The following is a 24,580-nucleotide window of genomic DNA, read 5'->3' as shown; positions in this document are numbered from 1 at the left end:
CCCGTACATCTGTCAAGTGGTTATTTTCAGAAGTTTTCAAAGTTTCCTTTGCAACTTCAACCACTTGCGCTTTCGATCTCTCGTCAGCGGGAGGCGAATTCTACAGCGTTAGCCGCTGCTGTCAACACCTCTTTTCCAGCGTCTTCGATCGTTAAGATCGAAGTGCCGACGGGACTTGACTGCAACCCTGTCGACCCCCTTCCGGACTTCGATGATTTGAAGTCCTGCACACCCGAAAACTTCATAACTTATTGAATCTCAAGAAGTTTTCCGTTTCGACTGCGCCGGAAGTGGGGCGAATTATAGAGACTCAGAATCTACCGTCAACCTTTATTTTCTTTTTTAATCAATGCGTTGCAACAGCGAGCGAAAACGCATCCCAAAACCACCTTCTTATATAGAAGAGAAGTCAAACGACACCGGCTTCCCTAAAGACCGCCACCGCCGCCTCATCCAACCCCAACACTCGTCGCAGCACCTCAAGCGTATGCTCGCCTAATAAAGGAGGCGCGCTTCGGTATTCCACTGGCGTCTCGGACAGCCGAATCGGACTGGCGACCTGTGGCACCTTACCGGCCAATCCGTGAGGCAACTCGATCGCCAGCCCACGAGCCTGAACCTGCGGATCAGCGAACACCTGAGCCAGGTCGTTGATCGGTCCGCAGGGGACGCCGGCACACTCCAACTGAGCGACCCATTCGGCGGTAGTCTTGAATACCGTCGCCTGACGAATCAGTGGGATCAATATCGACCTGTTCGCCACTCGCTGCTTGTTTGTCGCAAAACGGGGGTCGTCAGCCCAGCGTGGCTGGCCGGCGACCTCGGCAAATTTGCGGAACTGACCATCGTTGCCCACGGTGAGAATGAAATCGCCATCGGCGGTAGGAAAATCCTGATAAGGCACGATATTCGGATGAGCGTTGCCCAAGCGCTTCGGCGCATGACCTGTCGTGAGGTAGTTCATTGCCTGGTTAGCCAGGCAAGCTACCTGTACGTCCAGCAAAGCCATGTCGATGTGCTGTCCGCCACCGGCGTGATCGCGGCGGGCCAACGCCGCCAGGATGGCGGCGGTGGAATAGAGTCCGGTCAGGATATCAGTCAGCGCGACACCGACCTTCACCGGCCCCGCGCCCTCCTCGCCTTCGGGGCGCCCAGTGAGGCTCATCAGCCCCCCCAACCCCTGGATCATGAAGTCATACCCGGCACGCTTGGCATAAGGACCAGTCTGACCAAATCCAGTAATCGAGCAGTAGATCAACCGTGGGTTGATTGCCTTCAGCGAATCGTAATCCAGGCCATAGGCAGCAAGCCCACCCACCTTGAAGTTTTCAATCAAAATATCGGACTTGGCCGCCAGCTCCCGCACGAGCTTTTGCCCCTCGGGATGCGTAAAGTCGATGGTGACCGATTGCTTGTTGCGATTGGCGGACAGGTAATAAGCCGCCTCGGTCGTATTCTCACCATTCGCATCCTTCAAGAAGGGCGGCCCCCAGGCACGCGTATCGTCGCCATTGCCGGGGCGTTCGACCTTGATAACCTCAGCCCCCAGGTCCGCCAGGATCTGTCCGGCCCACGGCCCGGCCAGCACCCTCGATAAATCCAGTACCCTCAGGTGCGAAAGCGCGCCCATGGCCGTCTCCTTATCAATAGAACGCCTGGATACCGGTTTGCGCACGCCCCAGAATCAGAGCGTGAACATCGTGCGTACCTTCATAAGTGTTCACCACTTCCAGATTCACCAGATGACGAGCGACCCCGAACTCATCGGATATGCCATTGCCGCCCAGCATGTCCCGCGCCATGCGGGCAATCTCCAGCGACTTGCCACAGGAGTTGCGTTTCATGATCGAGGTGATCTCCACCGCAGCCGTACCCTCATCCTTCATGCGACCCAGGCGCAGACAGCCTTGCAAGGCAAGAGTGATTTCGGTCTGCATATCGGCCAGCTTCTTCTGGATCAGCTGATTGGCCGCAAGAGGACGGCCAAACTGCTGACGATCCAGCGTGTATTGGCGAGCGGTGTGCCAGCAGAATTCAGCGGCCCCCAAGGCGCCCCAGGAAATCCCGTACCGCGCCGAGTTGAGGCAGGTGAAAGGCCCCTTCAAGCCCCGCACATCAGGAAAGATGTTCTCTTCCGGAACGAATACGTTATCCATGACGATTTCACCGGTGATCGAAGCTCGCAACCCGACCTTGCCATGAATGGCCGGCGCGCTCAGCCCCTTCCAGCCCTTCTCCAGCACAAAACCACGGATATCGCCGGCGTCGTCCTTGCCCCAGACGACGAATACGTCGGCGATCGGGCTGTTGGTAATCCACATCTTGCTGCCCGTCAGGCTGTAGCCGCCTTCGACTTTGCGCGCACGAGTAATCATCGCGCCCGGGTCGGAGCCGTGATTTGGCTCAGTCAGACCGAAGCAACCGATCCACTCGCCGGAGGCCAGCTTCGGCAGATACTTCTGCTTTTGCGCCTCGGTACCAAACTCATTGATTGGCACCATGACTAGCGAGGACTGCACACTCATCATTGAGCGATAACCGGAATCGACACGCTCCACTTCGCGAGCGATCAGGCCATAGCTGACGTAATTCAGCCCACTGCCACCGTATTGCTCGGGGATCGTCGCGCCGAGCAACCCCATGTCACCCATCTCACGAAAGATCGCCGGGTCGGTTTTTTCATGACGGAACGCCTCCAAGACCCGCGGCGCAAGCTTCTGCTGGGCAAACTGCTCGGCAGTGTCGCGAATCATGCGTTCTTCTTCAGTGAGTTGCTGGTCCAGCAACAATGGATCGATCCAGTTGAAGCTCGCTTTAACGGCCATGACAAAACCTCGCCAATCGAGTGAGAAATCGTGGATTGATCCTAGGCGCGGTTTCCTACCAGAGCAAACGAGGATTCCGCATGCTGTTGTGCTAATTTCTCACTCCGTAAACGCCAAAGACCTCGTTTACAACAACCATCAGTGAGGTGAGCGTATATGCGTCGGAAGATTCCCAGCACTGCCGCCTTGGTCAGCTTCGAGGCGGCCGCACGTCATGAAAGCTTCACCAAGGCCGCGCAAGAGCTTTCTCTTACCCAAGGGGCCATATGTCGTCAGATCGCCAGCCTGGAGGATTTCCTCGGAGTGGAGCTGTTCCGGCGCTCTCGCCGCGGCGTCAAACTCACCGAAGCCGGTATTTCCTATAGCCGTCGGATCGCTACCCAACTGGACGCAGTCGAGCGCGACACGCTTTCGGTGATGGGGCACACCGGCGCGAATGTAATCGAGCTGGCGGTAGTGCCGACATTCGGCACTCAATGGCTACTACCGCGCCTGAAGGATTTCCAGCAGCAACACCCGGAAGTCACCGTCAACCTGACTAACCGCACCCGTCCATTTCTCTTTGCGGACACCGAATTCGACGCGGCTATCTATTTCGGCGATGCAGACTGGTCCGGTACCGAGTCCCACAAGCTCATGGGTGAAAATCCGATGCCGGTTTGCAGCCCCGCTCAGTTGGGCAATCAGACTCACCTGACAGCGGAAGCAATCGCCGAGCTGCCGCTCCTCCAACAAACCACCCGCCCATACGCATGGCGCCAATGGTTCAATGCCCAGGGCCTCAACGTCGCCCGAGACCTGACAGGACCGCGTTATGAACTATTCTCCATGCTTGCCCAAGCAGCCATGCACGACATGGGGATAGCCTTGATTCCACCCTTTCTCATACAGCGCGAGCTGGCGGAAAAACGCCTGGTCGTGGCCAATCCCAACGCGCTGTCGAGCCTCAAGGCGTATTACTTGATGATCCCCGAACGAAAAGTGGAATCGGCATCCTTGCGTGCTTTTCGGGATTGGCTGGTCAATCAAGCGAGGAGCTATCAGCTTGATATACAAGGAAAAGTTATATAATCGAGTCCGGTAGTCAGCTAACCAAAAGCGCTACAGATATAAGTTTTTGTCGCATACAGTCAATCTGTTATGAAATCGGTACAGTAGTCTCAGAACCGTTCAAATACGTGGCTTTGAGCCATATTGCGCAACCCATGTGTGCTCATTCATCCAGCCAATGGGAAATTTTATCGATTTGCGCCTGAATCCTTGAAAAGCACGGCCTGCACGGGATCAAGCCTAGTGATTGCGACATTCAGTCACAGGGTGACTTGTAGTTAATTTTTCGTCACCAGTCATAATCCCTTGATGGGCTGAATTTTCGCCTGCAAAATGCCGCGCCCCGCCTGATTCGGCGGGATCGTGCTGATCCGCCGCCCCAGCAGCACCATCCGAAGTGCCTGGGCTTACTCAATAAGATCACGCAGGAGATTTGACGTGCACATTGGTGTTCCTCTCGAAACCCAAACGGGTGAAACACGGGTTGCTGCTACCCCGGAAACCATCAAGAAGCTGATCGGCCAGGGTCATAAAGTCACTGTTCAAAGTGGCGCGGGCGTCAAAGCCAGCGTTATCGACAGTGCCTACGAAGCAGCAGGCGCGACCATTGGCAGCGCCAATGACGCATTCGGGGCCGAACTGATTCTCAAGGTGGTCGCTCCCAGCGACAGCGAGCTGATGCTGATCAAGAGCGGCACCGTTCTGGTGGGTATGCTCAATCCATTCAACAACGACATCATTGCCAAGATGGCCGAACGCGGCATTACCGCTTTCGCCCTCGAGGCCGCGCCACGGACCTCCCGCGCCCAAAGCCTGGATGTGCTGTCGTCCCAGGCGAATATCGCTGGCTATAAAGCGGTGTTACTGGCGGCTCATTACTATCCACGCTTCATGCCGATGCTCATGACCGCCGCAGGCACCGTGAAAGCGGCGCGGGTGCTGATCCTGGGCGCCGGCGTGGCCGGGTTGCAGGCGATCGCCACCGCAAAGCGTCTGGGCGCGGTGATCGAGGCTTCGGACGTAAGGCCCGCGGTCAAGGAACAGATCGAATCCCTCGGCGCCAAGTTCGTCGATGTGCCTTATGAAACTGATGAAGAGCGTGAATGCGCAGTCGGTGTTGGCGGCTATGCCCGCCCCATGCCGGCGAGCTGGATGCAGCGCCAGGCCCAGGCCGTGCACGAGCGCGCCAAACAGGCCGACATCGTCATCACCACCGCACTGATCCCGGGCCGCAAGGCACCGACCCTGCTGAGCGCGGAAACAGTCGCACAGATGAAACCCGGCTCGGTGGTCATCGACCTCGCCGCAGCCCAGGGTGGCAACTGCCCGCTGACGGTGGCTGACCAGGTAGTCGTCGAACATGGCGTGACCATCGTCGGTCCGACCAACCTGGCCGGTGAAGTCGCGGCTGACGCTTCGGCGCTGTACGCCCGCAACCTGCTGGACTTCCTGAAGCTGGTCTTCACCAAGGAAGGTCAGTTCGACGTGAACCTGGAAGACGACATCGTCGCCGCGTGCCTGATGTGCCGCGATGGCCAAGTCATCCGTAAAAACGCCTAAGCAGGGATTCAGACAATGGAAGAGCTTATCTCCCCCGGTATCTACAACCTGATCATCTTCGTGCTGGCGATCTATGTCGGTTACCACGTGGTCTGGAACGTTACACCCGCGCTGCACACGCCATTGATGGCAGTCACCAATGCCATCTCGGCCATCGTGATCGTCGGCGCCATGCTCGCCGCTGCGCTGACCGTCACACCACTTGGCAAGACCATGGGCACCCTTGCCGTGGCCCTGGCCGCAGTTAACGTGTTCGGTGGTTTCCTGGTCACGCGCCGGATGCTCGAGATGTTCAAGAAAAAAGCCCCGAAAGCCGTAAAAGAAGAGGCGCCCAAGTAATGAGCATGAACCTGGTAACGACGCTCTACCTGATCGCGTCCGTTTGCTTCATCCAAGCCCTCAAAGGCCTGTCGCACCCCACCACGTCCCGCCGCGGCAACCTGTTCGGCATGCTCGGCATGGCCTTGGCGGTACTGACCACTGTCGGGCTTATCTATAAGTTGGGCGCCGAGCTCGCAACCGCAGGCATCGGTTACGTCATCGTCGGTCTGTTGGTGGGTGGCACCGCCGGTTCCATCATGGCCAAGCGTGTCGAGATGACCAAGATGCCGGAACTGGTGGCGTTCATGCACAGCATGATCGGCCTGGCAGCGGTGTTCATTGCCATCGCAGCTGTCGTCGAGCCTCAGTCTCTGGGCATCGTCAAGCAGTTGGGCGATTCGATTCCGGCCGGTAACCGCCTGGAGCTGTTCCTGGGTGCAGCCATTGGTGCAATCACCTTCTCCGGTTCGGTGATCGCCTTCGGCAAGCTGTCGGGTAAATACAAGTTTCGCCTCTTCCAGGGCGCACCGGTACAGTTTGGCGGCCAGCACAAGCTCAACCTTATCCTGGGCCTCGCTACGCTGGGCCTGGGCCTGACCTTCATGTTCACTGGCAACCTGGGCGCCTTCGCCCTGATGCTGGCCCTGGCATTCGTGCTGGGCGTGCTGATCATCATCCCGATCGGCGGCGCGGACATGCCGGTAGTGGTGTCGATGCTCAACAGCTATTCGGGCTGGGCAGCGGCGGGGATCGGCTTCTCCCTGAACAACTCGATGCTGATCATCGCCGGCTCCCTGGTGGGCTCCAGTGGCGCGATCCTGTCGTACATCATGTGCAAGGCCATGAACCGTTCGTTCTTCAACGTGCTGCTCGGTGGCTTTGGCAACAGCGCCGATGCCGGCGGCCCGGCGGGCTCGAAAGAGGCGCGCCCGGTGAAATCCGGTTCTGCCGACGATGCCACGTTCCTGCTGACCAACGCCGATACGGTCATTATCGTCCCGGGTTACGGCCTTGCGGTGGCTCGCGCGCAACACGCACTGAAAGAGCTGACCGAGAAGCTGACCCATCATGGAGTGACCGTGAAATACGCAATCCACCCGGTAGCCGGACGCATGCCCGGACACATGAACGTCCTGCTGGCCGAGGCCGAAGTGCCCTATGACCAGGTGTTCGAGATGGAGGACATCAACTCCGAGTTCGGCCAGGCAGACGTGGTGCTGGTGCTGGGCGCCAACGACGTCGTCAACCCGGCGGCGAAGAACGATCCGAAGTCGCCTATCGCCGGCATGCCGATCCTCGAGGCGTTCAAGGCCAAGACCATCATCGTCAACAAGCGCTCGATGGCCAGCGGGTACGCTGGCCTGGATAACGAGCTGTTCTACCTGGACAAGACCATGATGGTGTTTGGCGACGCCAAGAAAGTCATCGAAGACATGGTCAAGGCAGTCGAATAAAACCTGCGCGATTCACCCAAAACGCCCCGACTTGTCGGGGCGTTTTGATTTGTATCAAGCCCATTCGTTACCGATCCGGTAATAATGTTTTGCCTGAAACGCCCGTAATAGACGCCTCAAATGCGACTTTTGTAGCGGGACGGGCACGGAGTGAATTCACTAGACTGCGCATCCTGCTTCCAGCCCGAGATAGCCCCCCATGTACCAAGATCGCATCCGCCTGCCTTCGTTGTCGAATAAAGTGATGAGCGCTGCTGACGCAGCTTTGTTGATCGAGGACGGCATGACCGTAGGCATGAGCGGCTTTACTCGCGCTGGCGAAGCGAAGGCCGTGCCTCACGCCCTCGCCGAGCGTGCCCGGATCTCGCCGCTCAAAATCAGCCTGATGACCGGAGCGAGCCTGGGCAACGACCTGGATAAACAACTCACCGAGGCCGGTGTACTGGCGCGACGCATGCCCTTCCAGGTCGATAGTACCTTGCGCAAGGCGATCAATGCCGGCGAGGTAATGTTCATCGACCAACATCTTTCCGAAACCGTCGAGCAACTTCGCAACGCTCAGCTCAAACTGCCCGATATCGCCGTTATCGAAGCGGTGGCTATCACCGAACAGGGCCATATCGTACCAACGACGTCAGTAGGCAATTCGGCCAGCTTTGCCATCTTCGCCAAACAGGTAATTGTCGAGATCAACATGGCCCACAACCCGAACCTGGAAGGGTTGCACGACATCTATATCCCGACCTATCGCCCAAGCCGCACCCCCATCCCCTTGGTAAAGGTCGATGATCGTATCGGCAGCACCGCCATTCCGATCCCGCCCGAAAAAATCGTTGCCATCGTCATCACCAATCAACCGGACTCGCCTTCCACCGTTCTGCCACCGGACAGCGACACCCAGGCCATTGCCGATCACTTGATCGATTTTTTCAAGCGGGAAGTTGCCGCCGGACGCATGACCAACCGGCTCGGACCGTTGCAGGCCGGGATCGGCAACATCGCCAATGCGGTGATGTGCGGCTTGATCGACTCCCCGTTCGAAGAACTGACCATGTATTCCGAAGTGCTGCAGGACTCTACGTTCGACCTGATCGACGCCGGCAAGCTGAGCTTCGCATCGGGCAGCTCCATCACCCTGTCCAGCCGTCGCAATGCCGATGTGTTCAGCAACCTCGAGAGATACAAGGACAAGCTGGTCCTGCGACCGCAAGAGATTTCCAACCATCCGGAAGTGGTACGCCGCCTGGGCATCATCGGCATCAATACCGCGCTGGAGTTCGACCTGTACGGCAACGTCAACTCCACCCATGTCTGTGGCACCCGGATGATGAACGGTATTGGCGGATCGGGTGATTTCGCCCGCAACGCACACTTGGCGATCTTCGTCACGAAGTCGATCGCCAAAGGGGGGGCAATCTCCAGCGTCGTGCCGATGGTCAGTCACGTGGACCATACCGAGCATGACGTCGATATCCTGGTCACCGAGATTGGTTTGGCCGACCTGCGGGGCCTTGCGCCACGGGAGCGGGCACGGCAGATCATCGACAATTGTGTGCATCCCTCCTATCGCCAGGCCTTGAACGAATACTTCGAAGCTGCCTGTGCCCTGGGTGGGCATACGCCACACATCCTGCGTGATGCACTGAGCTGGCACCTGAACCTGGAAGAAACCGGGCGCATGTTGGCGGTTTGATACAGCTGGAATACCGGTGTCGCGAGTACAGTTTTTGCTGGCCATGAAATTCAATGCAGTCCTGGCAAAATCTGTACTGCTGTACCGGTGTTTTCCTACAAGGTATTCATACCAGAGCTCCGAAAATAACCAAAAACGCACCAAATAAGTGCTAACAAGTACAGTTGCCTCAATATTGACCAGCACACCCCTATTTAACAGTTAACTGGTCTCGCACAATACAGATGAACTGTATCTACAGAGACTGGCTAAACGAGAGGATCATGGGCACCAGTCAAGCCACTACCTGATCCCGCCAAAAGCGGAAGGATGTCAACCATGGAACGTACACTCAGTTCCGAGCTGTTTTTCGAAGACAAAGCTGCAAAAAACCAGGCTTCCCTGCCTCTTCGCGTTATCGCCAACCTGATGCTGTGGCAGCGTCGCATTGCCAGCCGCCATCAACTGGCTCGTCTGGATTCGCGCCTGCTGGCCGATGCCGGTATCAGCGAAGCACAACGCTACGAAGAGCTGAGCAAGCCGTTCTGGCGCTAACTCAGCGTCGCTGGCCCTGACCCGTCGGGTCCACCGCCAGCATCGAATTGAACAAACAAAACCCGTCGCGGGAAACCGCGACGGGTTTTGTCGTTTAAAGGCGTTTCGATTCACTGAGACCTCGAACAAAACAGTTTAAATAAATTGCACGACAGACCAGTACAGTCAGAAGAGCGGAAGATTAAAGCATCCAAATCTTTTGAGAGCTGCCATCTCTCCCGTTCTGACTTAATATCTGGTTGACCGTGGCGAAGCGAGCCGAGCCTGCGTCTGCTCAGGTACCTGCATCGGCGTCACCCCACAACTCAAGGAGTTTCATCATGATCCGTCTTCGTCTGCTCAGCGCCGCGACCCTGCTGGCCATAGCCGCCCAAGCCAATGCCAGCAGTTTCATCGTCACCACCGATTCCATCGTAGGCGCCCTCAAGGCCACGTCCGACGTGACCTCCGATGCCACCTCCTCGCTGCGAGACAACAAAATCGTTCAGGCGGCCCGTGACGACGCTGCCAGCTTCGTGGCCAGCGAAGGCGCAATCCGCGGCGTCAAGCTGGAAAGCGCGCTGGATTACATCCGTCAGCAAGCCCCACAGTTGAAAGCCACCGACGCGCAATTGGCCCAAGCCATATTGGTGATCTGAGCTACATGAAACATCGGGACGCCAAAGGTGTTCCGATGTTTCAGCGCTGGCTCTGGCCCGCCGGTTTGCGCTAGCCTTCAGGTTCGTCATCAACCGTCGAGTCCCATGCGTTTCCATTCGAATCTGTTCGTCACCGCTGTCTTCACCACTGTCTGCTGGTCCGTTCCGGCCCATGCCCTGGATGTCTCCACCCAACAATTGGTCGCCAGCGGCTACGCCACGAGCATGGTGACCTCAGCGCCCTTCGACCATAAAATAGTCGCCGCCGCCCGCGACGACGCCGCGGCATTCATAGCCAGCGACGGGCAATTGCGAGGTGCACGACTGGAATCGGCCCTGGGTTACCTGCGCCAGAACCAGCCAAAACTTCATGCCAGCGACCTTGAACTGGCACAGGCAATTCTCGTCCAATAGTCATCCTTATCTTTCGGAGTCGTTCCATGCGTAGCCCGCTGATTGCTGCCGCCCTTGGCCTGTTGGTATTGGCCGATATGGCCCAGGCGCATACCCTGGTAGCCACCAGTAACATCATCGTCCGCGCCTCCCAGCGCTCGATCGATTTCACCTCCGATACCACCACTTCCATCCGTGACTCGAAAATCGTGCGCGAAGCCCATGACGATGCCGCCAGCTTCGTTGCCAGCAACGGTGAGATCCGTGGCGCACACCTCGAGGCCGCTTTCGATACCCTGCGTGCCCGCGTGCCGGAAGCCCGCGACGCCAGTGACCAGGTTCTCGCCGAAGCCATCCTCGCATTGTGAGGCGGCTCGCCGCCTGGTTGACGACCGGGGTGCTGCTGCTCATGGGCAGCACCGCCCAGGCCGGCCTGCAACTGCACCTCAATACTGAAGGCTTGAGCCCGGCAGAGCAGCAGGCCAGCCAGGCGCTGCTCGATGAAGCCATGCAGGCCTTGCCGCCGCGCTTCATTGAACAGTTGGATCGACGCATCGATGTCGGCTGGACCGACCAGATGCCAGCCAATGCCTATGGCCAGGCCGCGCTGGTGTCGCAGCTCGACCTCAACAGCAATTTGCTCGAAAGCCTCACTGACGGCAGCGCTGCCACGCAGAAGACCCACCGTCCCCACGGCACCGTTAGGCGGGAATTGCTCGCCACCGTCCTGCATGAGCTGACTCATATCTACGACCGCGCGCGCTTGTGGCCCGATGCCGAACGCACGCAGATCCAGCGCTGTACCCGTCGCACCGCAAGTTCCGGGCTGATCGGCCTGCCTGACAATTGCCGAGGCCAGAACGACCGTCGCTTTACCCTCAGCGATGATCCGCGCCTGCTGGATCTCGCCGGCTGGCCGCAATATGTCGGTCGTCGCGGCGAACGCGAACAGCACAACCGCCAGGTCGCCCGCAGCCCGGATCTCTACGAGACCAGCAGCCCCAAGGAATTTGTCGCGGTCAACATGGAGTACTTCCTCCTGGACCCAAGCTACGCCTGCCGCCGGCCCGCCCTGTATCGCTATTACCAGCAGCATTTCGGCTGGGCTCCTGCCGCCAGGGATACCTGCGCCAAATCGTTCGCGTTTCTCAACGCCGGCAATGATTTCGCCAGGACGCCGCTGGGCAAGGTCGATCCGGAACGCGTCTACGCCGTCGACTACCTGCTGGCCGAAGCCAACCAGAACTGGGTCAGCCGTTGGGGGCACAGCATGCTCCGGCTGGTGATCTGCGCACCGGATCGCCCCCGTGGGCCGGATTGCCGGTTGGATCTGGACCAGCATCTGGTGCTGTCGTACCGGGCGTTCGTGGGCGACGTACAACTGTCGAGCTGGGATGGACTGGTGGGCAAGTACCCTTCGCGCCTGTTTGTGCTGCCGCTGGCCCAGGTGATCGATGAATACACCAAGACTGAACTGCGCAGCCTGGCATCGGTGCCCTTGAACCTGTCGCGTACCGAAATCGAGGAAGTAGTCGAGCATGCCGCCGAAATGCACTGGAGCTACGACGGCAACTATTACTTCCTGTCCAACAACTGCGCCGTGGAAAGCCTGAAACTGCTGCGCAGCGGAAGCGACAACGAGCAACTCAAGGGGCTGGACAGCATCATGCCCAACGGCTTGCTCGAAGTGCTCAAGGGTCGCGGGCTTGCCGACACCAGCGTGCTCGACGACCCCAAGGAAGCGTTGCGGCTGGGCTACCGCTTCGACTCATTCCGCGAACGCTACCAGGCCATGTTCGAAGTGCTGAAAAAGCACTTGCCCATCAAGCAACAGACGGTGGAGGACTGGCTGGCCCTGGACGCCGCAGAGCGTCGCGTGTGGTTCGAAAAGGCCGACCTGCGTACCAGCGCAGCGTTGCTGCTATTGGAACAGGCCAGCTATCGTCGTCAGTTGCTGCTGGCCCAGGATGAAGTCAAGCAGCGTTACCTGGGTGCCCGCGAACTTCAGAACGGCGGTATGGAAAGGGCCAACGCTACGCTGCAACAGATCCTCGCCAATAGCGGCTTCCTCAGTCGTCCTGCAGAACTGCTGGGCAGCAGCGGCTATGGCTTGCCACAACCCAGCGAATGGCAGCGGCTGGAATCGGAAAGCAGCTTGCGTCAAAAGCAGCTTCAGACACTGACCGGGGATCTGGACAAGGAAGTCAGGGCCTTGCTCGAGCCAGGTCGGGCCGCAGAAATCAACGCGAACGAAGCCAACGTCAAGGCCATCGGCGAGCATCTGCGCAAACTGCACAAGGCCGGCGGCGGGCTGGAGTTGCCCTGATTATGTGACGCTCTGAAAGGCGTCGAATCTCAGGCTAAGCCAGTCATCTGTCCGTGCTTATGAAAAAAGGGTTCAGAACCAGGTCCTGAACCCTTTTTTCATGACCAAAAACCGCTCCAATCAGCTGAGGCGTGCTTTCTGCACTCCGTCGGCCAGGGCGGCACACAAACTCAATACGCCATCAATCGCCTGCTCCGGGGTGTCGGCGCTGGCGATATGGTCGATCAGTGCGGAGCCCACCACGACACCATCAGCCAACCGCGCAATAGCGGCGGCTTGCTCAGGCGTACGAATGCCGAAGCCGATGCTGATTGGCAAGTCGGTGTGCCGCCGCAGACGTGTGACGGCCTCTTCCACATGCTCCAGCGTCGCGGCACCAGCGCCGGTCACGCCCGCCACCGATACGTAGTACACGAAGCCCGAACTACCGTTGAGCACCGTAGGCAAGCGCACATCGTCAGTAGTCGGCGTGGTCAGGCGGATGAAATCCAGCCCAGCCGCCTGGGCCGGCTCGCACAGCTCGCTGTTGTGCTCGGGCGGCATGTCCACAACGATCAGGCCGTCGACCCCACTGTCCAGTGCCTCGCCGATGAAACGCTGCACGCCATAACGATGGATCGGGTTGAAATAACCCATCAGCACCAGAGGGGTCTGGGTGTTGTCCTTGCGGAACTCGCGAACCATCTGCAAGGTTTTGGCCAGATCCTGCCGAGCCCCCAGCGCACGGATGTTCGCCAACTGAATAGCCGGGCCGTCGGCCATTGGATCGGTGAAGGGCATGCCCAGCTCGATCACATCAGCGCCGGCCGCAGGCAGGCCCTTGAGAATTGCCAGCGAGGTGTCGTAGTCCGGGTCGCCGGCGGTGACGAAGGTCACCAGGGCGGCACGGTTCTGTTCCTTGAGTTCGGCAAAACGGGTTTGCAGGCGGCTCATCAGTGTTTCTCCTGCTGGGACTGTTCCATGTGGTGCATTACGGTTTGCATGTCTTTGTCGCCACGACCGGAAAGGTTGACCACCATCAGGTGGTCTTTCGGCAGGTTCGGCGCGCGTTTGAACACTTCCGCCAGGGCATGGGAGCTTTCCAGGGCCGGAATGATCCCCTCCAGGCGGCAGCACTTATGGAACGCATCAAGGGCTTCGGCATCGGTGATCGAGGTGTACTGGACACGGCCGATGTCGTGCAACCAGGCGTGTTCAGGGCCGATGCCCGGGTAGTCGAGGCCGGCGGAGATCGAATGGGCGTCGATGATCTGGCCGTCTTCGTCCTGCAGCAGGAACGTGCGGTTGCCGTGCAACACGCCGGGGACACCGCCGTTCAGGCTCGCCGCGTGCTTGCCGGTCTCGATGCCGTAGCCCGCCGCTTCGACGCCGATGATTTCGACGCTCTTATCGTCCAGGAATGGATGGAACAGGCCCATGGCGTTGGAGCCGCCGCCGATGCAAGCCACCAGGCTATCCGGCAGACGGCCTTCCTGGGCTTGCAGCTGATCGCGGGTTTCCTTGCCGATCACTGCCTGGAAGTCGCGAACCATGGCCGGGTACGGGTGCGGGCCGGCCACGGTGCCGATCAGGTAAAACGTGCTATCGACGTTGGTGACCCAATCGCGCAGGGCCTCGTTCATCGCATCCTTCAGCGTGCCGGTGCCGGCGACCACCGGGATCACCTCGGCGCCGAGCAGCTTCATGCGAAACACGTTGGCCTGCTGGCGTTCGATGTCGGTGGTGCCCATGTAGATCACGCAATCCAGACCGAAACGCGCGGCCACGGTAGCGGTCGCCACGCCGTGCATGCCAGCGCCTGTCTCGGCGATGATGCGTTTCTTGCCCATGCGCCGCGCCAGCAGGATCTGGCCGATGCAGTTGTTGATCTTGTGGGCGCCGGTGTGATTCAGCTCTTCGCGCTTGAGATAGATTTTTGCGCCACCGCAGTATTCGGTCAGGCGTTCGGCAAAATAGAGGGGACTTGGACGACCGACATAGTCACGCTGGAAGTAGGCCAGTTCCTCGAGGAACGCAGGATCCTGCTTTGCCACTTCATATTCGCGGGCCAGATCCAGGATCAGCGGCATCAGGGTTTCGGCCACATAACGGCCACCGAAGGCACCGAACAGGCCGTTGGCGTCGGGGCCGCTGCGAAGGTTGAAAGGGGTCGTAGGCTGGGTCATCGGGGCGCTCCAGGCAATGCGTAGAAGAACAATGAGCCCACTCTACCCCTGACATGCCACGCTGAAAACCGATAAGATCGCCGCAACCTGTCAGGAAATCTCACATATAAAATGAGTCATGACCTTCCTCCACTCAATGCCCTCAGGGCGTTCGAAGCCACCGCCCGCTTGAACAGCGTAAGCCAGGCGGCCGAGCAGCTTCACGTTACCCATGGGGCCGTCAGTCGACAACTGAAGGTGCTGGAGGAGCATCTGGGCGTCAGCCTTTTCGTCAAGGAAGGGCGCGGCCTTAAACTCACAGATGCCGGCGTTCGCCTACGCGACGCCAGCGCCGAAGCCTTCGAGCGGCTACGTACCGTTTGCGCCGAACTGACGCGAAGCACGGCGGATGCGCCTTTCGTATTGGGATGTTCGGGCAGCCTGCTGGCGCGCTGGTTCATTCCGCGGCTGGGCCGGCTCAATGCCGACCTGCCGGACTTGCGCCTGCATCTGTCCGCTGGCGAGGGCGACCTGGACCCCAGGCGGCCGGGACTGGATGCCTTGCTGGTGTTCGCCGAGCCACCCTGGCCAGTGGACATGCAGGTCTATGAACTGGTCAGCGAGCGGATCGGCCCGGTGATGAGCCCCCGTTATGCCGGCTTCGCTCGTTTACAGGCCGCACCGCCAAGGGCCCTGTCGGACGAGCCGTTACTGCATACCACCTCACGCCCCCAAGCCTGGCCGACCTGGGCACGACAAAACGGCCTCGACCCACAAACCCTGAGGTTGGGCCAAGGTTTCGAGCATCTCTATTATCTTCTGGAAGCTGCTGTCGCAGGGCTGGGCGTGGCAATCGCTCCCGAGCCGCTGGTCGCCGAAGATGTGCGCGCCGGACGCCTGGTCGCGCCATGGGGCTTCGATGAAACCCCGGCGCGACTGGCGTTATGGCTACCCAAGCGGGCGGCGGATGGCCGGGCGCGGCAATTGGCCCAGTGGCTCAGGCACGAGTTGAATCAACCGGCTCAGTGACCGCGTTTGCACAGCAGATAGGCGGCGAGCAAACCAATCGCCCCCACCGCGACACCTGCCGTGGTCCATGGGTGCTCCTGGGCGTAGTCACGGGTAGCGAGCCCGGTTTCACGGGTTTTAACCTTGACTTCCTCGTAGGCGTCGCTGAGCAGATGACGAGAATGTTTCAGCGCATTTTCGGCATTGGCCTTCAACGACTTGAGGGTCTTACGCGACTCGTCCGAAGCGTCGTCCTTCAGGGTCTCCAACGACTTGAGCAGACTCTCGATCTCCGCTTCCATGCTTTGCAACGAGGCTTTACGTAATGAAGTGCTGGCCATGGTGGCTCTCTCCTGCAGTGGTTGAGTGCGTGTGAAGTTGGGACTGCGAGGGTTTGTGAAAGTGCAGTAAATCTGAACTTCGAAGCGTAAACGGCACCACACGTAAGGCGAAAAATCGCTGCTAGGCTGTTAAAGACAACCAAGGAGAACGTCATGAGTGATCATCACACCTATAAGAAAGTCGAGCTGGTCGGCTCGTCTGCTACCAGCATCGAAGATGCCATCAACAATGCCCTGGCCGAAGCCAGCAAGAGCCTCAAGCACCTGGAATGGTTCGAAGTCACGGAAACCCGTGGTCATATCGAAAACGGCCGGGCCGCGCATTTTCAGGTGACACTCAAAGTCGGGTTCCGGATTGCAAATAGCTGATGAAGCTGTGAACTTGCACGCTGGCGGAGTGCCATAGGGAATGGCGATGCGCTATCCGACAAGCGCATCCGCTTTCTCGATACCAGCCCAGTCTGATCCGACCAAGGAGTGCGAGCGATGAAAAAGTTGATGGTGGCCCTGGGGTTACTGAGCCTTGCAGGTTCTGCGTTTGCGGCCGGTAAACCCTGCGAAGAGCTCAAGGGCGAAATCGCGGCGAAGCTTGATGGTAAAGGCGTGTCAGGTTATTCGCTGGAGATCGTTGATAAAGGCACAGCGTCCGATGGGGAAGTCGTCGGCAGCTGCGAAGGTGGTACAAAGGAAATCGTCTATAAACGTTGATTTCGCGTGTATGCAAAGCCGACGCATTGCGTCGGCTTTTTCATGGGCGCGATTCAGCCTTTCATGACCTGGGCCAGCACTTCATAGGAACGCAGGCGGTCGGCATGTTCATACAGGTCGCTGGTGAAGATCAGTTCGTCTGCCTGGGTCTGCTCGATCAGCACCTCCAGTCTGGCGCGGATCTTCTGCGGTCCACCCACCATGGCCAGGCCCAGGAAGTCGCCCACCGCTTCCTTCTCGTGGGGCAGCCACAGACCATTCATGGTTTCCACCGGAGGGCGCTGCACCAGGCTCTGGCCACGGATCAACGCCAGGATGCGCTGGTACACCGAGGTCGCCAGGTAATCGGCCTGTTCGTCAGTGTCCGCCGCCACTAACGGTACGCCAAGCATCACGTACGGCTTGTCGAGCGTCGCCGACGGCTTGAAATGGTTACGGTAGATGCGAATCGCCTCGTGCATGAAGCGCGGTGCGAAATGGGATGCGAAGGCGTAGGGCAAACCGCGTTCACCGGCCAGCTGCGCACTGAACAGGCTCGAACCCAACAGCCATACCGGCACGTTGGTGCCGGTACCGGGCATGGCGATGATCCGCTGATCGGGAGTGCGTGGGCCGAGGTAGCGCATCAGTTCGGCGACGTCATCCGGAAAATCATCCGCACTGCCGGAGCGTTCGCGGCGCAAGGCCCGGGCGGTCATCTGGTCGGAGCCTGGCGCGCGCCCCAGGCCCAGGTCGATCCGGCCAGGAAAAAGGCTCTCCAGCGTGCCGAACTGTTCGGCGATGACCAACGGCGCATGGTTGGGCAACATCACTCCGCCGGAGCCGACGCGAATGGTCGAGGTACCCCCTGCCAGATAACTCAGCAGCACCGCTGTCGCTGAACTGGCGATGCCATCCATGTTGTGATGCTCGGCCACCCAGAAGCGCGTATAGCCGAACTTTTCCACGTGCTGCGCCAAATCCAGGGAGTTGCGCAAGGACTGGCCGGCGTTGCCGTCCGCACGGACAGGGACCAGGTCGAGGGTTGAGAATTTCACGTCGGACAGCTGTTTCATGGGCCAGGATCTCCAACGGCGCTGGGGCTTTTCCACGGGCAAAAGCCTGCCGTTTACTAAAGGTGTGTTCCATGCAATGTGGGCATATACCCGAGTTTCAATAGCTGGATCGAATTTTCCTACTAAATCGGTCAGCTAATCGACAGGATGAACTTTATCGACCGGTCTATCCTCACAACCCTGACAACGGAAAACACCCTGGCGCGAATTCCTCGCGCCGGTTCTTGAGGAGGCAAACATGGCTATCGTTAAGAAAGCATCGGCACACTGGGAAGGTGACCTGAAAACCGGCATCGGCTCCATCTCGACGGAAACCGGCGTGTTGCGCGAAGCCCCTTATGGCTTCAAGGCGCGCTTCGAAGGCGGCAAGGGCACCAACCCTGAAGAATTGATCGGCGCGGCCCATGCGGGCTGCTTCTCCATGGCGTTTTCGATGATCCTGGGGGATGCCGGGCTCAAGGCCGACAGTATCGACACCAATGCCGAAGTGACCCTGGACCAGGTCGATGGCGGCTTTGCGATCACGGCGGTCAAGCTGATTCTCAAGGCGAAGATCCCCGGCGCGAGCCAGCAGCAGTTCGAAGAACTGAGCAACAAGGCCAAGGAAGGATGCCCGGTCTCCAAGGTGCTTAACGCCAAGATCACCCTGGACGCGACGCTGGTGGGCTGACGCGTGGAAACGGTCGCAGCCTTCAGGCGATAAAGGCTGCGACCTTGCAGGGTATCTGTCAGCCCCGCTCAAATTGTGGTCGAATGCACGCCAGCAGTTTCAGCGCCCAGGCAGTGCGCGCTGCAATGAGGAATTCGAGCATGAAACGACTTGCCCTGATGGTCATCGGTTGCGCATTGGCCTCATCGGCGCTCGCCGCACCCAGGTCCTGCGAAGAACTGAAGGCGGAAATCGAAGCGAAGATCCAGGCCAACAACGTGTCGTCCTACACCCTGGAAATCGTCGCCAACGAGGAAGTCCACGACGAGAACATGGTGGTGGGCAGTTGCGAAAATGGCACCAAGAAAATCATCTACCAGAAGAACGACCGTTAGAACACTTCAGGGGATACAACGGGCCTGGCGATCCTCGGCCACGATTTCCCGCCTGGCGTTATAGAGCCGGGCGCTTGGGGTGTAGGCCAGGTTACGCGCTTCCAGGCGATAGCGCTGGCCCGCCTCGAAATGATCGTACCGCACGGTCAGGTAGCACAGCCGTTCTTGCGGCTCGCTCAGCATTCCCAGGCCACCGCCGCTGAACACTTCAAAATCGAAGCGCGCTTCCAGTTCGTGACTGCCCGGCGAAACCTGGAAGAAGCGTCCGTCCTGCAGTCGCTGACCATCCAGCTTCTCGGCCATCAGCACCTTGCCACCTGGCATGGGCGTCGAAAAATCGATCCAGGCCATGTTCGGATCAACCGCAGGCAACGGGCTCGTGGCGCAACCGCCCAGAGCAGCGAGGGCGAATAACAGCATATGAATGCGCATGATCCAGGCTCTGTTCGAAAAGTCTTGAGACGAAGGTCAAGCAAGGCCGAAACAGCCGAGCAAGCGCAGTGTAGTGGAGTCCATGAGCATTGCGAGGTAGTTTTCAACGCAGCATGAACGAGTGTCAGGGCTTTGCGTACAGAGCCGGGACCTGGGCAGTCAGGCCCTGGGCACAGCGCCGATCAGCTTTGTTGGCAGCCCGCCGGCGTACCTTGGCCTACCACTTTGCGCTGTTGGTCATAAAGCTTGGCCCAGGGCCGAAATCCAATGTTGCCGGCCTGCAATTGATAGCGCTGGCCTGCGTTGAAATCCTCGAACTTCACATTCAGACGGCAATCGCGCCACAACGGCTCGGCATCCGGGCCGATGTTGCCGGGCTCGACGGCGAACTGATAACGCACCGTCAGCTCATGGCTGCCGGGCTGCACTTCGAAATAGCGTCGGTCGACGGATGTCATGTCATCGACCTCCAGAGCCTGCAGTGCGGTGTTCTGCTGGTTTCCCAGGTCGATCCAGGCTTGGGACGGATCAGGGTCAGGCAGACCGGCACAGCCGGTCAGCAACAACAGGCCACTTGTCAGCATCAAGACGCGCATAGCGAAGCTCCGGGCAGGCGGGATAGTCTTGTTGGTCAGACTTTTCCCAAGGTGATTCCAATTGATCAGGCCGCGTTCAAGCCATCGGTTACTCGACCGCGTTTTCCGGATTTTGTTTCCAGGCCTCCTGCTTTTGTTACTCAACGGTTGCTCCAGCGCCGGTTACTACAGCCAGCTCGTCGGTGGACAGCTGCGGCTGCTGCAGGCCCGCGAGCCTATCGACCAGGTCATCGCCGACCCGGCGCGCGATCCCCAACTACGGGCGCATCTGGTCCAGGCCCGGGCAGCCCGGGAGTTCGCCAGTTCGCACCTGCACCTGCCCGAGAACCAAAGCTATCGCCTGTATGCAGACATTGGCCGGCCATTCGTAGTCTGGAATGTCTTCGCCACGCCTGAATTTTCCCTGGCACCGCAAATCCACTGCTTCCCCATCGCCGGTTGCGTGGCGTATCGCGGTTACTACAGCCAGGGCGCCGCCCGTGGCGAGGCCGCGCTGCAGCGCCTGAAGGGCATGGACGTGGCGATTGGCGGTGTAGAGGCCTATTCGACGCTGGGCTGGTTCGACGACCCGATCCTCAGTTCGATGATGCACTGGGGCGATGAGCGCCTGGCAACGCTGATCTTTCACGAATTGGCACACCAGCGCTTCTACATAAAGGACGACACGGAATTCAACGAGTCCTTCGCCACCTTCGTCGAACAGGAAGGCACTCGCCAATGGCGGGCGAGCCGCGGGCTGGCGCCGGACACCGGTAAACGAATGCGTCAGCGCGATCAATTCATCCAACTGGTCCTCGACACACGTCAGCGGCTCGAACAGCTCTACACCCAACCTCTACCGGCCGAGCAGATGCGCCAGCGCAAGGCCCAGGAGTTCCAGCGCCTGCGCACCCACTATGAACACCTGCGCGACAGCCAATGGGCGGGTGACAAATACTTCGACGCGTGGGTCTATGCGCCGCTGAACAACGCGCGACTGTTGCCGTTCGGATTGTATAGCCGATGGGTGCCGGCTTTTGCGGCATTATTCAAGCAGGTAGACGGCGATTGGCTAGCGTTTTATACCGAGGTCGAAAAGCTGGGCAGGCTTGGGGCTCAAGAACGCAAAGCGGCACTGGAGGCGCTGATGGAGCAGGCCACTTCGCGAGCGAGCTGACTTCGCATTCGGTTGTTGGCAGTCAAGCTTTGGGCTTATAGCCAAGCCTTTGTAGACCAGATGACTGGCGAGAACAGACCCGCCAAATGCGGTCATTGCCGAACCAGCATCCCGGCTCATTGAACATAAATGCAGACGGGCACAGTGCAAGCGCCATGCTCGCCCGTTACGGTGATGTATTTGATAAGGCTGTTTTCCGGAATCCTTATGCTGATAGGAGCCTGGGGATAACTCACGCTGTCATAGCCGCGCGTGGGTTCAATGGACACCGGTGAACGGCCTTTCTGGCTGACTTCAATGGGTACTTTGCTTCTGTTCCAGACCTGCGCCGTCACCGGCTTCGTGACATCCGGAGGCTGGACAGTAGCCGCAGGCGTTTCGCCTTCGGGTAGACCGGCGGGTGCAACCGTTGTATCAGCATGGGTAGGTTGCAGGTATGACGCAAAGAGCAGGACCACCCAGCAGTGTCTTTTGACGTCCATTTCCGGTTCCCTTGGTCAGGTTGGAAAGTGCACAAAGCCAACGCGCATCATGGCCTCGATTAAACAATCCGTTTGACCGGCCGTCACCTGTAAGAACTAACAGGGCCTCTAGCGGAAAACGCGATCTTTCCAGGGTCTGGAAACCCTGAAGCTCCAAATGGAAAACCTGCACGTAGCTGGCGTGCAGGTGCACATTGCAAAGACCTGAGCTTGGCAACACCCAGGTCGTAGCCGGTCCTATGCCGTTTTCACGTTCATGGTGATCTTCGCGGTAAACACCTTCACATTCCCTTCATCAAAGATATCCACAGGAACGATCTTGTCTCCGGCTGTCTCCCAATCGATGCCATTGCCATCCGCAACGGCGCGAACATCTGATTTAGCTTTCGCCAGGTATTGCACCGTCATGCCCTTGGGAATCCATCTGGCGCCCGAAGGGATGGAGGCGTCGGTCATCATCCCGCCCGCCAATTCGGCGGCGTTGCACAGCGCGATGGCGTGTACCGAGCCCAGGTGGTTGGTGATTTCCTTGCGAAAGGGAACATTCACCACCGCATGCCCCTGGCTCAGCTCGGAAATTTCGGGCGCGATAGTGCTGAAGTAGGGCGCCATCTGACACGCCAGCTGACTGAACGCAGCGGGACCAACGCTGTTAAACATGCTTAGAGCCTGGCTCATAGGATTTCCTCTTGTTAGTTACAGAATAATATTCTGTAACGGAACAATATTCCGCATTTTCCAGGCCTGTCAAGCATCACTTTCCTCGCCAATCGATGTACCTTTACGCCTCTGGCAACCCGGCATTTTCTTTATGCATTCAAACGATCTGATCGAACGCGCCTTCCCCGGCAGGCGAGGCGAGCTCAAGCGCAGCATTCTGCGCCAGGCACTGGCCTGCTTTAACGAGACAGGTATCGAAGCGACAAATATCGAAACGATCCGCGCGAAATGCGAAACGAGCGTGGGGGCGATCTATCACCATTTCGGTAATAAAGAGGGCATTGTCGCCACTCTGTTTTTCACAGCCCTGGAGGATCAAGGCGCCCTGCGCGACAGCTATCTGCAAAAGGCCCAAACCGCTCAAGAGGGCGTCGTTGCCCTGGTTCACAGCTATGTCGAGTGGGTAGATGAGCATCCAGACATGGCGCGCTTCGTGTTCCAGAGCCGTTTTGCCGTTTCAAGCGGCCCGTTCCAGCAGCAATTGCTTTCGCGTAACAAACAGCGCAATAAGCAGCTACTGGAATGGATAAATGTGGAAGGTCGTAAAGAGTATTTCCGCCATATTCCCGCCGAGCTCTTGCCGTCGCTCATCATCGGTGCTGCAGAAAACTATTCGCGGGCCTGGCTTTCCGGAAGGGTCAGCAAAAGCCCTCGTGAATACAAGGATCTTCTGGCAGAAGCAGCCTGCAGAGCCATCATCTGATCTGCAGGCTTGCCTGCGCCTGCTCGGCAATCTGGTCTCTATCCGTTGTTGCCTGGCCGTGTCACGCGGTGACGGACGGGCACCTGAGGAGTATACCTGTCACCCGCGCATGAATGCCTGGTGCAACGCTTCCAAGGTCTGGAAGTGGAACGCCGGGTTTTGCGCGCTCAACTCTTCATGGCTTCCAAACCCATACCCCACCGCTGCCGCATCCAGCCCATTGCTGCGGGCACCAATCAAATCGTGCTTGCGGTCACCGATCATCAGGGTATTGGCCGGATCCAGGCCTTCCTCAGCCATCAAGTGAGCAATCAACTCGACTTTATTGGTACGGGTGCCGTCCAGCTCACTGCCGTAGATCACCTTGAAATGCCGGGCAAAGTCGAAGTGCCGGGCGATTTCCCGGGCGAAGACCCAGGGTTTGGAGGTGGCGATGTACAGCTGCCGGCCCTGCTCGCCCAGGGTTTGCAGTAAGGGCATCACGCCGTCGAAGACCCGGTTTTCGTACAGCCCGGTGACCTTGAAGCGCTCGCGGTAGAAGTTGACCGCTTCCCAGGCCCTGGCTTCGTCGAAGTCATAGAACTGCATGAATGCCTGCAGCAGCGGTGGACCGATGAAATGTTCCAGGCGAGAGAGGTCGGGCTCGTCGATGCCCAGTTTGCCCAGGGCGAACTGGATCGAACGGGTAATGCCCTCGCGCGGGTCGGTGAGGGTGCCGTCGAGGTCGAAGAGTACGGTCTGGTAATGCATGGCAATTCCTGGGGCAGCGTCACGATGTTTGCGAGAGCAGGCGCCCTTGCCACAATGGAAGGTTCGAACGACTCAGGCCTGGTCGTAGCCTTCGGCCAGGTGCAGATCCTTGAGTTTTACGTAGTTGGCTGCGCTGTAGGTGAAAAAGGCGCGTTCCTTGTCTGTGAGTGGCCGGGCCTGCTTGACCGGGCTGCCCACGTACAGAAAGCCGCTTTCCAGGCGTTTGCCCGGCGGTACGAGGCTGCCGGCGCCGATAATCACGTCGTCTTCGACAACCGCACCGTCCATGACGATGCTGCCCATGCCGATCAGCACCCGGCTGCCCACCGAACAGCCATGGAGCATGACTTTGTGGGCGATGGTTACATCATCGCCCACCAGCAAGGGGAAGCCATCGGGGTTGAAGGGGCCGGCATGGGTGATGTGTAGCACGCAGCCGTCCTGGACGCTGGTGCGGGCACCGATACGGATGCGGTGCATGTCGCCGCGAATGACCGTCAGCGGCCAGACGGAGCTGTCTTCGCCGATTTCGACGTCGCCGATCACCACCGCGGTGCTGTCGACAAAAGCGCCACGGGCGAGCCGCGGGGTGTGATTCTGGTACGTGCGGAGGGTCACGATAGGCTCTCTCTTCTGTATTGATAGCT

30 protein-coding genes are annotated in these 24,580 nt (G+C 59.0%); 18 read left to right on the top strand and 12 right to left on the bottom strand.

From position 1 onward, the window contains the following. Positions 1 to 255, top strand: a 255-nt coding sequence (locus BLP99_RS26515; protein ID WP_218124371.1) for a hypothetical protein, incomplete at its 5' end; no start/stop codon positions are given. Between the two features lie 154 nt (positions 256 to 409). Here BLP99_RS26515 and BLP99_RS14160 read toward each other — a convergent pair. Then, the gene (locus tag BLP99_RS14160; RefSeq protein ID WP_072459686.1) at positions 410 to 1,630 is read right to left on the bottom strand and encodes a CaiB/BaiF CoA transferase family protein; all 1,221 of its coding nucleotides are present in this window, start codon (positions 1,628 to 1,630) and stop codon (positions 410 to 412) included. A 13-nt stretch (positions 1,631 to 1,643) separates the two neighbouring features. Next, positions 1,644 to 2,825, bottom strand: a complete 1,182-nt coding sequence (locus tag BLP99_RS14155; protein ID WP_072398023.1) for an acyl-CoA dehydrogenase — start codon at positions 2,823 to 2,825, stop codon at positions 1,644 to 1,646. A gap of 156 nt (positions 2,826 to 2,981) precedes the next feature. On the opposite strand from BLP99_RS14155, the gene BLP99_RS14150 reads away from it, so the two are divergent. From BLP99_RS14150 to BLP99_RS14105, 10 genes are all read left to right on the top strand, one after another. Further along, positions 2,982 to 3,896 (top strand): LysR family transcriptional regulator, encoded by a 915-nt coding sequence (locus BLP99_RS14150; protein WP_072459685.1) that lies wholly within the window; start codon positions 2,982 to 2,984, stop codon positions 3,894 to 3,896. A 417-nt stretch (positions 3,897 to 4,313) separates the two neighbouring features. Next, positions 4,314 to 5,435: a Re/Si-specific NAD(P)(+) transhydrogenase subunit alpha gene (locus tag BLP99_RS14145; protein ID WP_072398025.1), complete on the top strand. Its 1,122-nt coding sequence runs from the start codon at positions 4,314 to 4,316 to the stop codon at positions 5,433 to 5,435. Positions 5,436 to 5,450: 15 nt separating this feature from the next. Beyond that, positions 5,451 to 5,774 (top strand): NAD(P) transhydrogenase subunit alpha part 2, encoded by a 324-nt coding sequence (locus BLP99_RS14140; protein WP_003187010.1) that lies wholly within the window; start codon positions 5,451 to 5,453, stop codon positions 5,772 to 5,774. After that, entirely contained in the window at positions 5,774 to 7,210 is a 1,437-nt protein-coding gene (locus BLP99_RS14135) for an NAD(P)(+) transhydrogenase (Re/Si-specific) subunit beta (protein WP_072398026.1), read from the top strand. The genes BLP99_RS14140 and BLP99_RS14135 overlap by 1 nt, the downstream gene beginning before the upstream one ends. A 199-nt stretch (positions 7,211 to 7,409) precedes the next feature. After that, a complete protein-coding gene (locus BLP99_RS14130; RefSeq protein ID WP_072459684.1) occupies positions 7,410 to 8,903 on the top strand; it encodes an acetyl-CoA hydrolase/transferase family protein in 1,494 nt (497 codons plus the stop codon). Positions 8,904 to 9,221: 318 nt separating this feature from the next. Then, complete coding sequence (locus BLP99_RS14125; protein ID WP_072398028.1) at positions 9,222 to 9,437, top strand: DUF1127 domain-containing protein; 216 nt, start codon at positions 9,222 to 9,224, stop codon at positions 9,435 to 9,437. Between the two features lie 320 nt (positions 9,438 to 9,757). Further along, on the top strand, positions 9,758 to 10,075 hold the full coding sequence (locus tag BLP99_RS14120; RefSeq protein ID WP_072398029.1) for a DUF2388 domain-containing protein: 318 nt from the start codon (positions 9,758 to 9,760) through the stop codon (positions 10,073 to 10,075). 105 nt (positions 10,076 to 10,180) lie between these two features. Next, a complete protein-coding gene (locus BLP99_RS14115) occupies positions 10,181 to 10,489 on the top strand; it encodes a DUF2388 domain-containing protein (protein WP_072398030.1) in 309 nt (102 codons plus the stop codon). Positions 10,490 to 10,515: 26 nt separating this feature from the next. After that, positions 10,516 to 10,836, top strand: coding sequence for a DUF2388 domain-containing protein (locus BLP99_RS14110; protein ID WP_072398031.1), 321 nt, complete (start codon positions 10,516 to 10,518; stop codon positions 10,834 to 10,836). After that, positions 10,833 to 12,794: a DUF7844 domain-containing protein gene (locus BLP99_RS14105; protein ID WP_072398032.1), complete on the top strand. Its 1,962-nt coding sequence runs from the start codon at positions 10,833 to 10,835 to the stop codon at positions 12,792 to 12,794. Before BLP99_RS14110 ends, BLP99_RS14105 begins: the two co-directional genes overlap by 4 nt. Before the next feature lie 120 nt (positions 12,795 to 12,914). Here the strand turns inward: BLP99_RS14105 and trpA are convergent, their stop codons facing one another. Together trpA and trpB are read right to left on the bottom strand one after the other, a co-directional pair. Further along, a complete protein-coding gene (gene trpA / locus BLP99_RS14100) occupies positions 12,915 to 13,727 on the bottom strand; it encodes a tryptophan synthase subunit alpha (protein ID WP_072398033.1) in 813 nt (270 codons plus the stop codon). After that, a complete protein-coding gene (gene trpB, locus BLP99_RS14095; protein ID WP_072398034.1) occupies positions 13,727 to 14,959 on the bottom strand; it encodes a tryptophan synthase subunit beta in 1,233 nt (410 codons plus the stop codon). Before trpB ends, trpA begins: the two co-directional genes overlap by 1 nt. 111 nt (positions 14,960 to 15,070) lie before the next feature. On the opposite strand from trpB, the gene BLP99_RS14090 reads away from it, so the two are divergent. Next, complete coding sequence (locus BLP99_RS14090; protein ID WP_076405808.1) at positions 15,071 to 15,967, top strand: LysR family transcriptional regulator; 897 nt, start codon at positions 15,071 to 15,073, stop codon at positions 15,965 to 15,967. Here the strand turns inward: BLP99_RS14090 and BLP99_RS14085 are convergent. Then, the gene (locus BLP99_RS14085; protein WP_072398036.1) at positions 15,961 to 16,287 is read right to left on the bottom strand and encodes an ElaB/YgaM/YqjD family protein; all 327 of its coding nucleotides are present in this window, start codon (positions 16,285 to 16,287) and stop codon (positions 15,961 to 15,963) included. The genes BLP99_RS14090 and BLP99_RS14085 overlap by 7 nt on opposite strands. Before the next feature lie 153 nt (positions 16,288 to 16,440). On the opposite strand from BLP99_RS14085, the gene BLP99_RS14080 reads away from it, so the two are divergent. Beyond that, positions 16,441 to 16,656: a dodecin gene (locus BLP99_RS14080; protein WP_072398037.1), complete on the top strand. Its 216-nt coding sequence runs from the start codon at positions 16,441 to 16,443 to the stop codon at positions 16,654 to 16,656. A 117-nt stretch (positions 16,657 to 16,773) separates the two neighbouring features. Then, positions 16,774 to 16,995, top strand: a complete 222-nt coding sequence (locus BLP99_RS14075; protein ID WP_072398038.1) for a DUF1161 domain-containing protein — start codon at positions 16,774 to 16,776, stop codon at positions 16,993 to 16,995. A 53-nt stretch (positions 16,996 to 17,048) separates the two neighbouring features. Here the strand turns inward: BLP99_RS14075 and BLP99_RS14070 are convergent, their stop codons facing one another. After that, positions 17,049 to 18,050 (bottom strand): LLM class flavin-dependent oxidoreductase, encoded by a 1,002-nt coding sequence (locus BLP99_RS14070; RefSeq protein WP_072398039.1) that lies wholly within the window; start codon positions 18,048 to 18,050, stop codon positions 17,049 to 17,051. Positions 18,051 to 18,288: 238 nt separating this feature from the next. Here BLP99_RS14070 and BLP99_RS14065 point away from each other — a divergent pair, with 238 nt between their 5' ends. After that, positions 18,289 to 18,720 carry an OsmC family protein gene (locus BLP99_RS14065; protein ID WP_072398040.1) on the top strand — a complete coding sequence of 144 codons (432 nt, stop codon included), beginning with the start codon at positions 18,289 to 18,291 and terminating at the stop codon, positions 18,718 to 18,720. Between the two features lie 140 nt (positions 18,721 to 18,860). Continuing rightward, positions 18,861 to 19,094: a DUF1161 domain-containing protein gene (locus tag BLP99_RS14060; protein WP_072398041.1), complete on the top strand. Its 234-nt coding sequence runs from the start codon at positions 18,861 to 18,863 to the stop codon at positions 19,092 to 19,094. 6 nt (positions 19,095 to 19,100) lie between these two features. Here BLP99_RS14060 and BLP99_RS14055 read toward each other — a convergent pair whose 3' ends face one another. Both BLP99_RS14055 and BLP99_RS14050 read right to left on the bottom strand, forming a co-directional pair. Continuing rightward, positions 19,101 to 19,526, bottom strand: a complete 426-nt coding sequence (locus BLP99_RS14055) for a PA0061/PA0062 family lipoprotein (RefSeq protein ID WP_072398042.1) — start codon at positions 19,524 to 19,526, stop codon at positions 19,101 to 19,103. Positions 19,527 to 19,708: 182 nt separating this feature from the next. Continuing rightward, on the bottom strand, positions 19,709 to 20,122 hold the full coding sequence (locus BLP99_RS14050) for a PA0061/PA0062 family lipoprotein (protein ID WP_072398043.1): 414 nt from the start codon (positions 20,120 to 20,122) through the stop codon (positions 19,709 to 19,711). 61 nt (positions 20,123 to 20,183) lie between these two features. On the opposite strand from BLP99_RS14050, the gene BLP99_RS14045 reads away from it, so the two are divergent. Further along, positions 20,184 to 21,278, top strand: coding sequence for an aminopeptidase (locus BLP99_RS14045; RefSeq protein WP_092180581.1), 1,095 nt, complete (start codon positions 20,184 to 20,186; stop codon positions 21,276 to 21,278). Positions 21,279 to 21,394: 116 nt separating this feature from the next. On the opposite strand, the gene BLP99_RS26225 is transcribed toward BLP99_RS14045, so the two are convergent. After that, on the bottom strand, positions 21,395 to 21,760 hold the full coding sequence (locus BLP99_RS26225) for a hypothetical protein (protein WP_072398045.1): 366 nt from the start codon (positions 21,758 to 21,760) through the stop codon (positions 21,395 to 21,397). Between the two features lie 237 nt (positions 21,761 to 21,997). Continuing rightward, positions 21,998 to 22,438, bottom strand: a complete 441-nt coding sequence (locus BLP99_RS14040) for a hotdog fold domain-containing protein (protein WP_072398046.1) — start codon at positions 22,436 to 22,438, stop codon at positions 21,998 to 22,000. Positions 22,439 to 22,571: 133 nt separating this feature from the next. Between BLP99_RS14040 and BLP99_RS14035 the strand changes: the two genes are divergently transcribed. Next, a complete protein-coding gene (locus BLP99_RS14035) occupies positions 22,572 to 23,183 on the top strand; it encodes a TetR/AcrR family transcriptional regulator (protein WP_072398047.1) in 612 nt (203 codons plus the stop codon). 99 nt (positions 23,184 to 23,282) lie between these two features. On the opposite strand, the gene BLP99_RS14030 is transcribed toward BLP99_RS14035, so the two are convergent. Next, complete coding sequence (locus BLP99_RS14030; protein WP_072398055.1) at positions 23,283 to 23,933, bottom strand: HAD family hydrolase; 651 nt, start codon at positions 23,931 to 23,933, stop codon at positions 23,283 to 23,285. A 72-nt stretch (positions 23,934 to 24,005) separates the two neighbouring features. After that, positions 24,006 to 24,551 carry a gamma carbonic anhydrase family protein gene (locus tag BLP99_RS14025; protein ID WP_072398056.1) on the bottom strand — a complete coding sequence of 182 codons (546 nt, stop codon included), beginning with the start codon at positions 24,549 to 24,551 and terminating at the stop codon, positions 24,006 to 24,008. Positions 24,552 to 24,580: the final 29 nt, after the last annotated feature.

The organism is Pseudomonas sp. NFACC32-1 (assembly GCF_900101215.1).
Classification (GTDB): Bacteria; Pseudomonadota; Gammaproteobacteria; order Pseudomonadales; family Pseudomonadaceae; genus Aquipseudomonas.
Note: the sequence above shows the minus strand (reverse complement) of the source record. Positions and strands in the feature narration are given on the sequence as shown.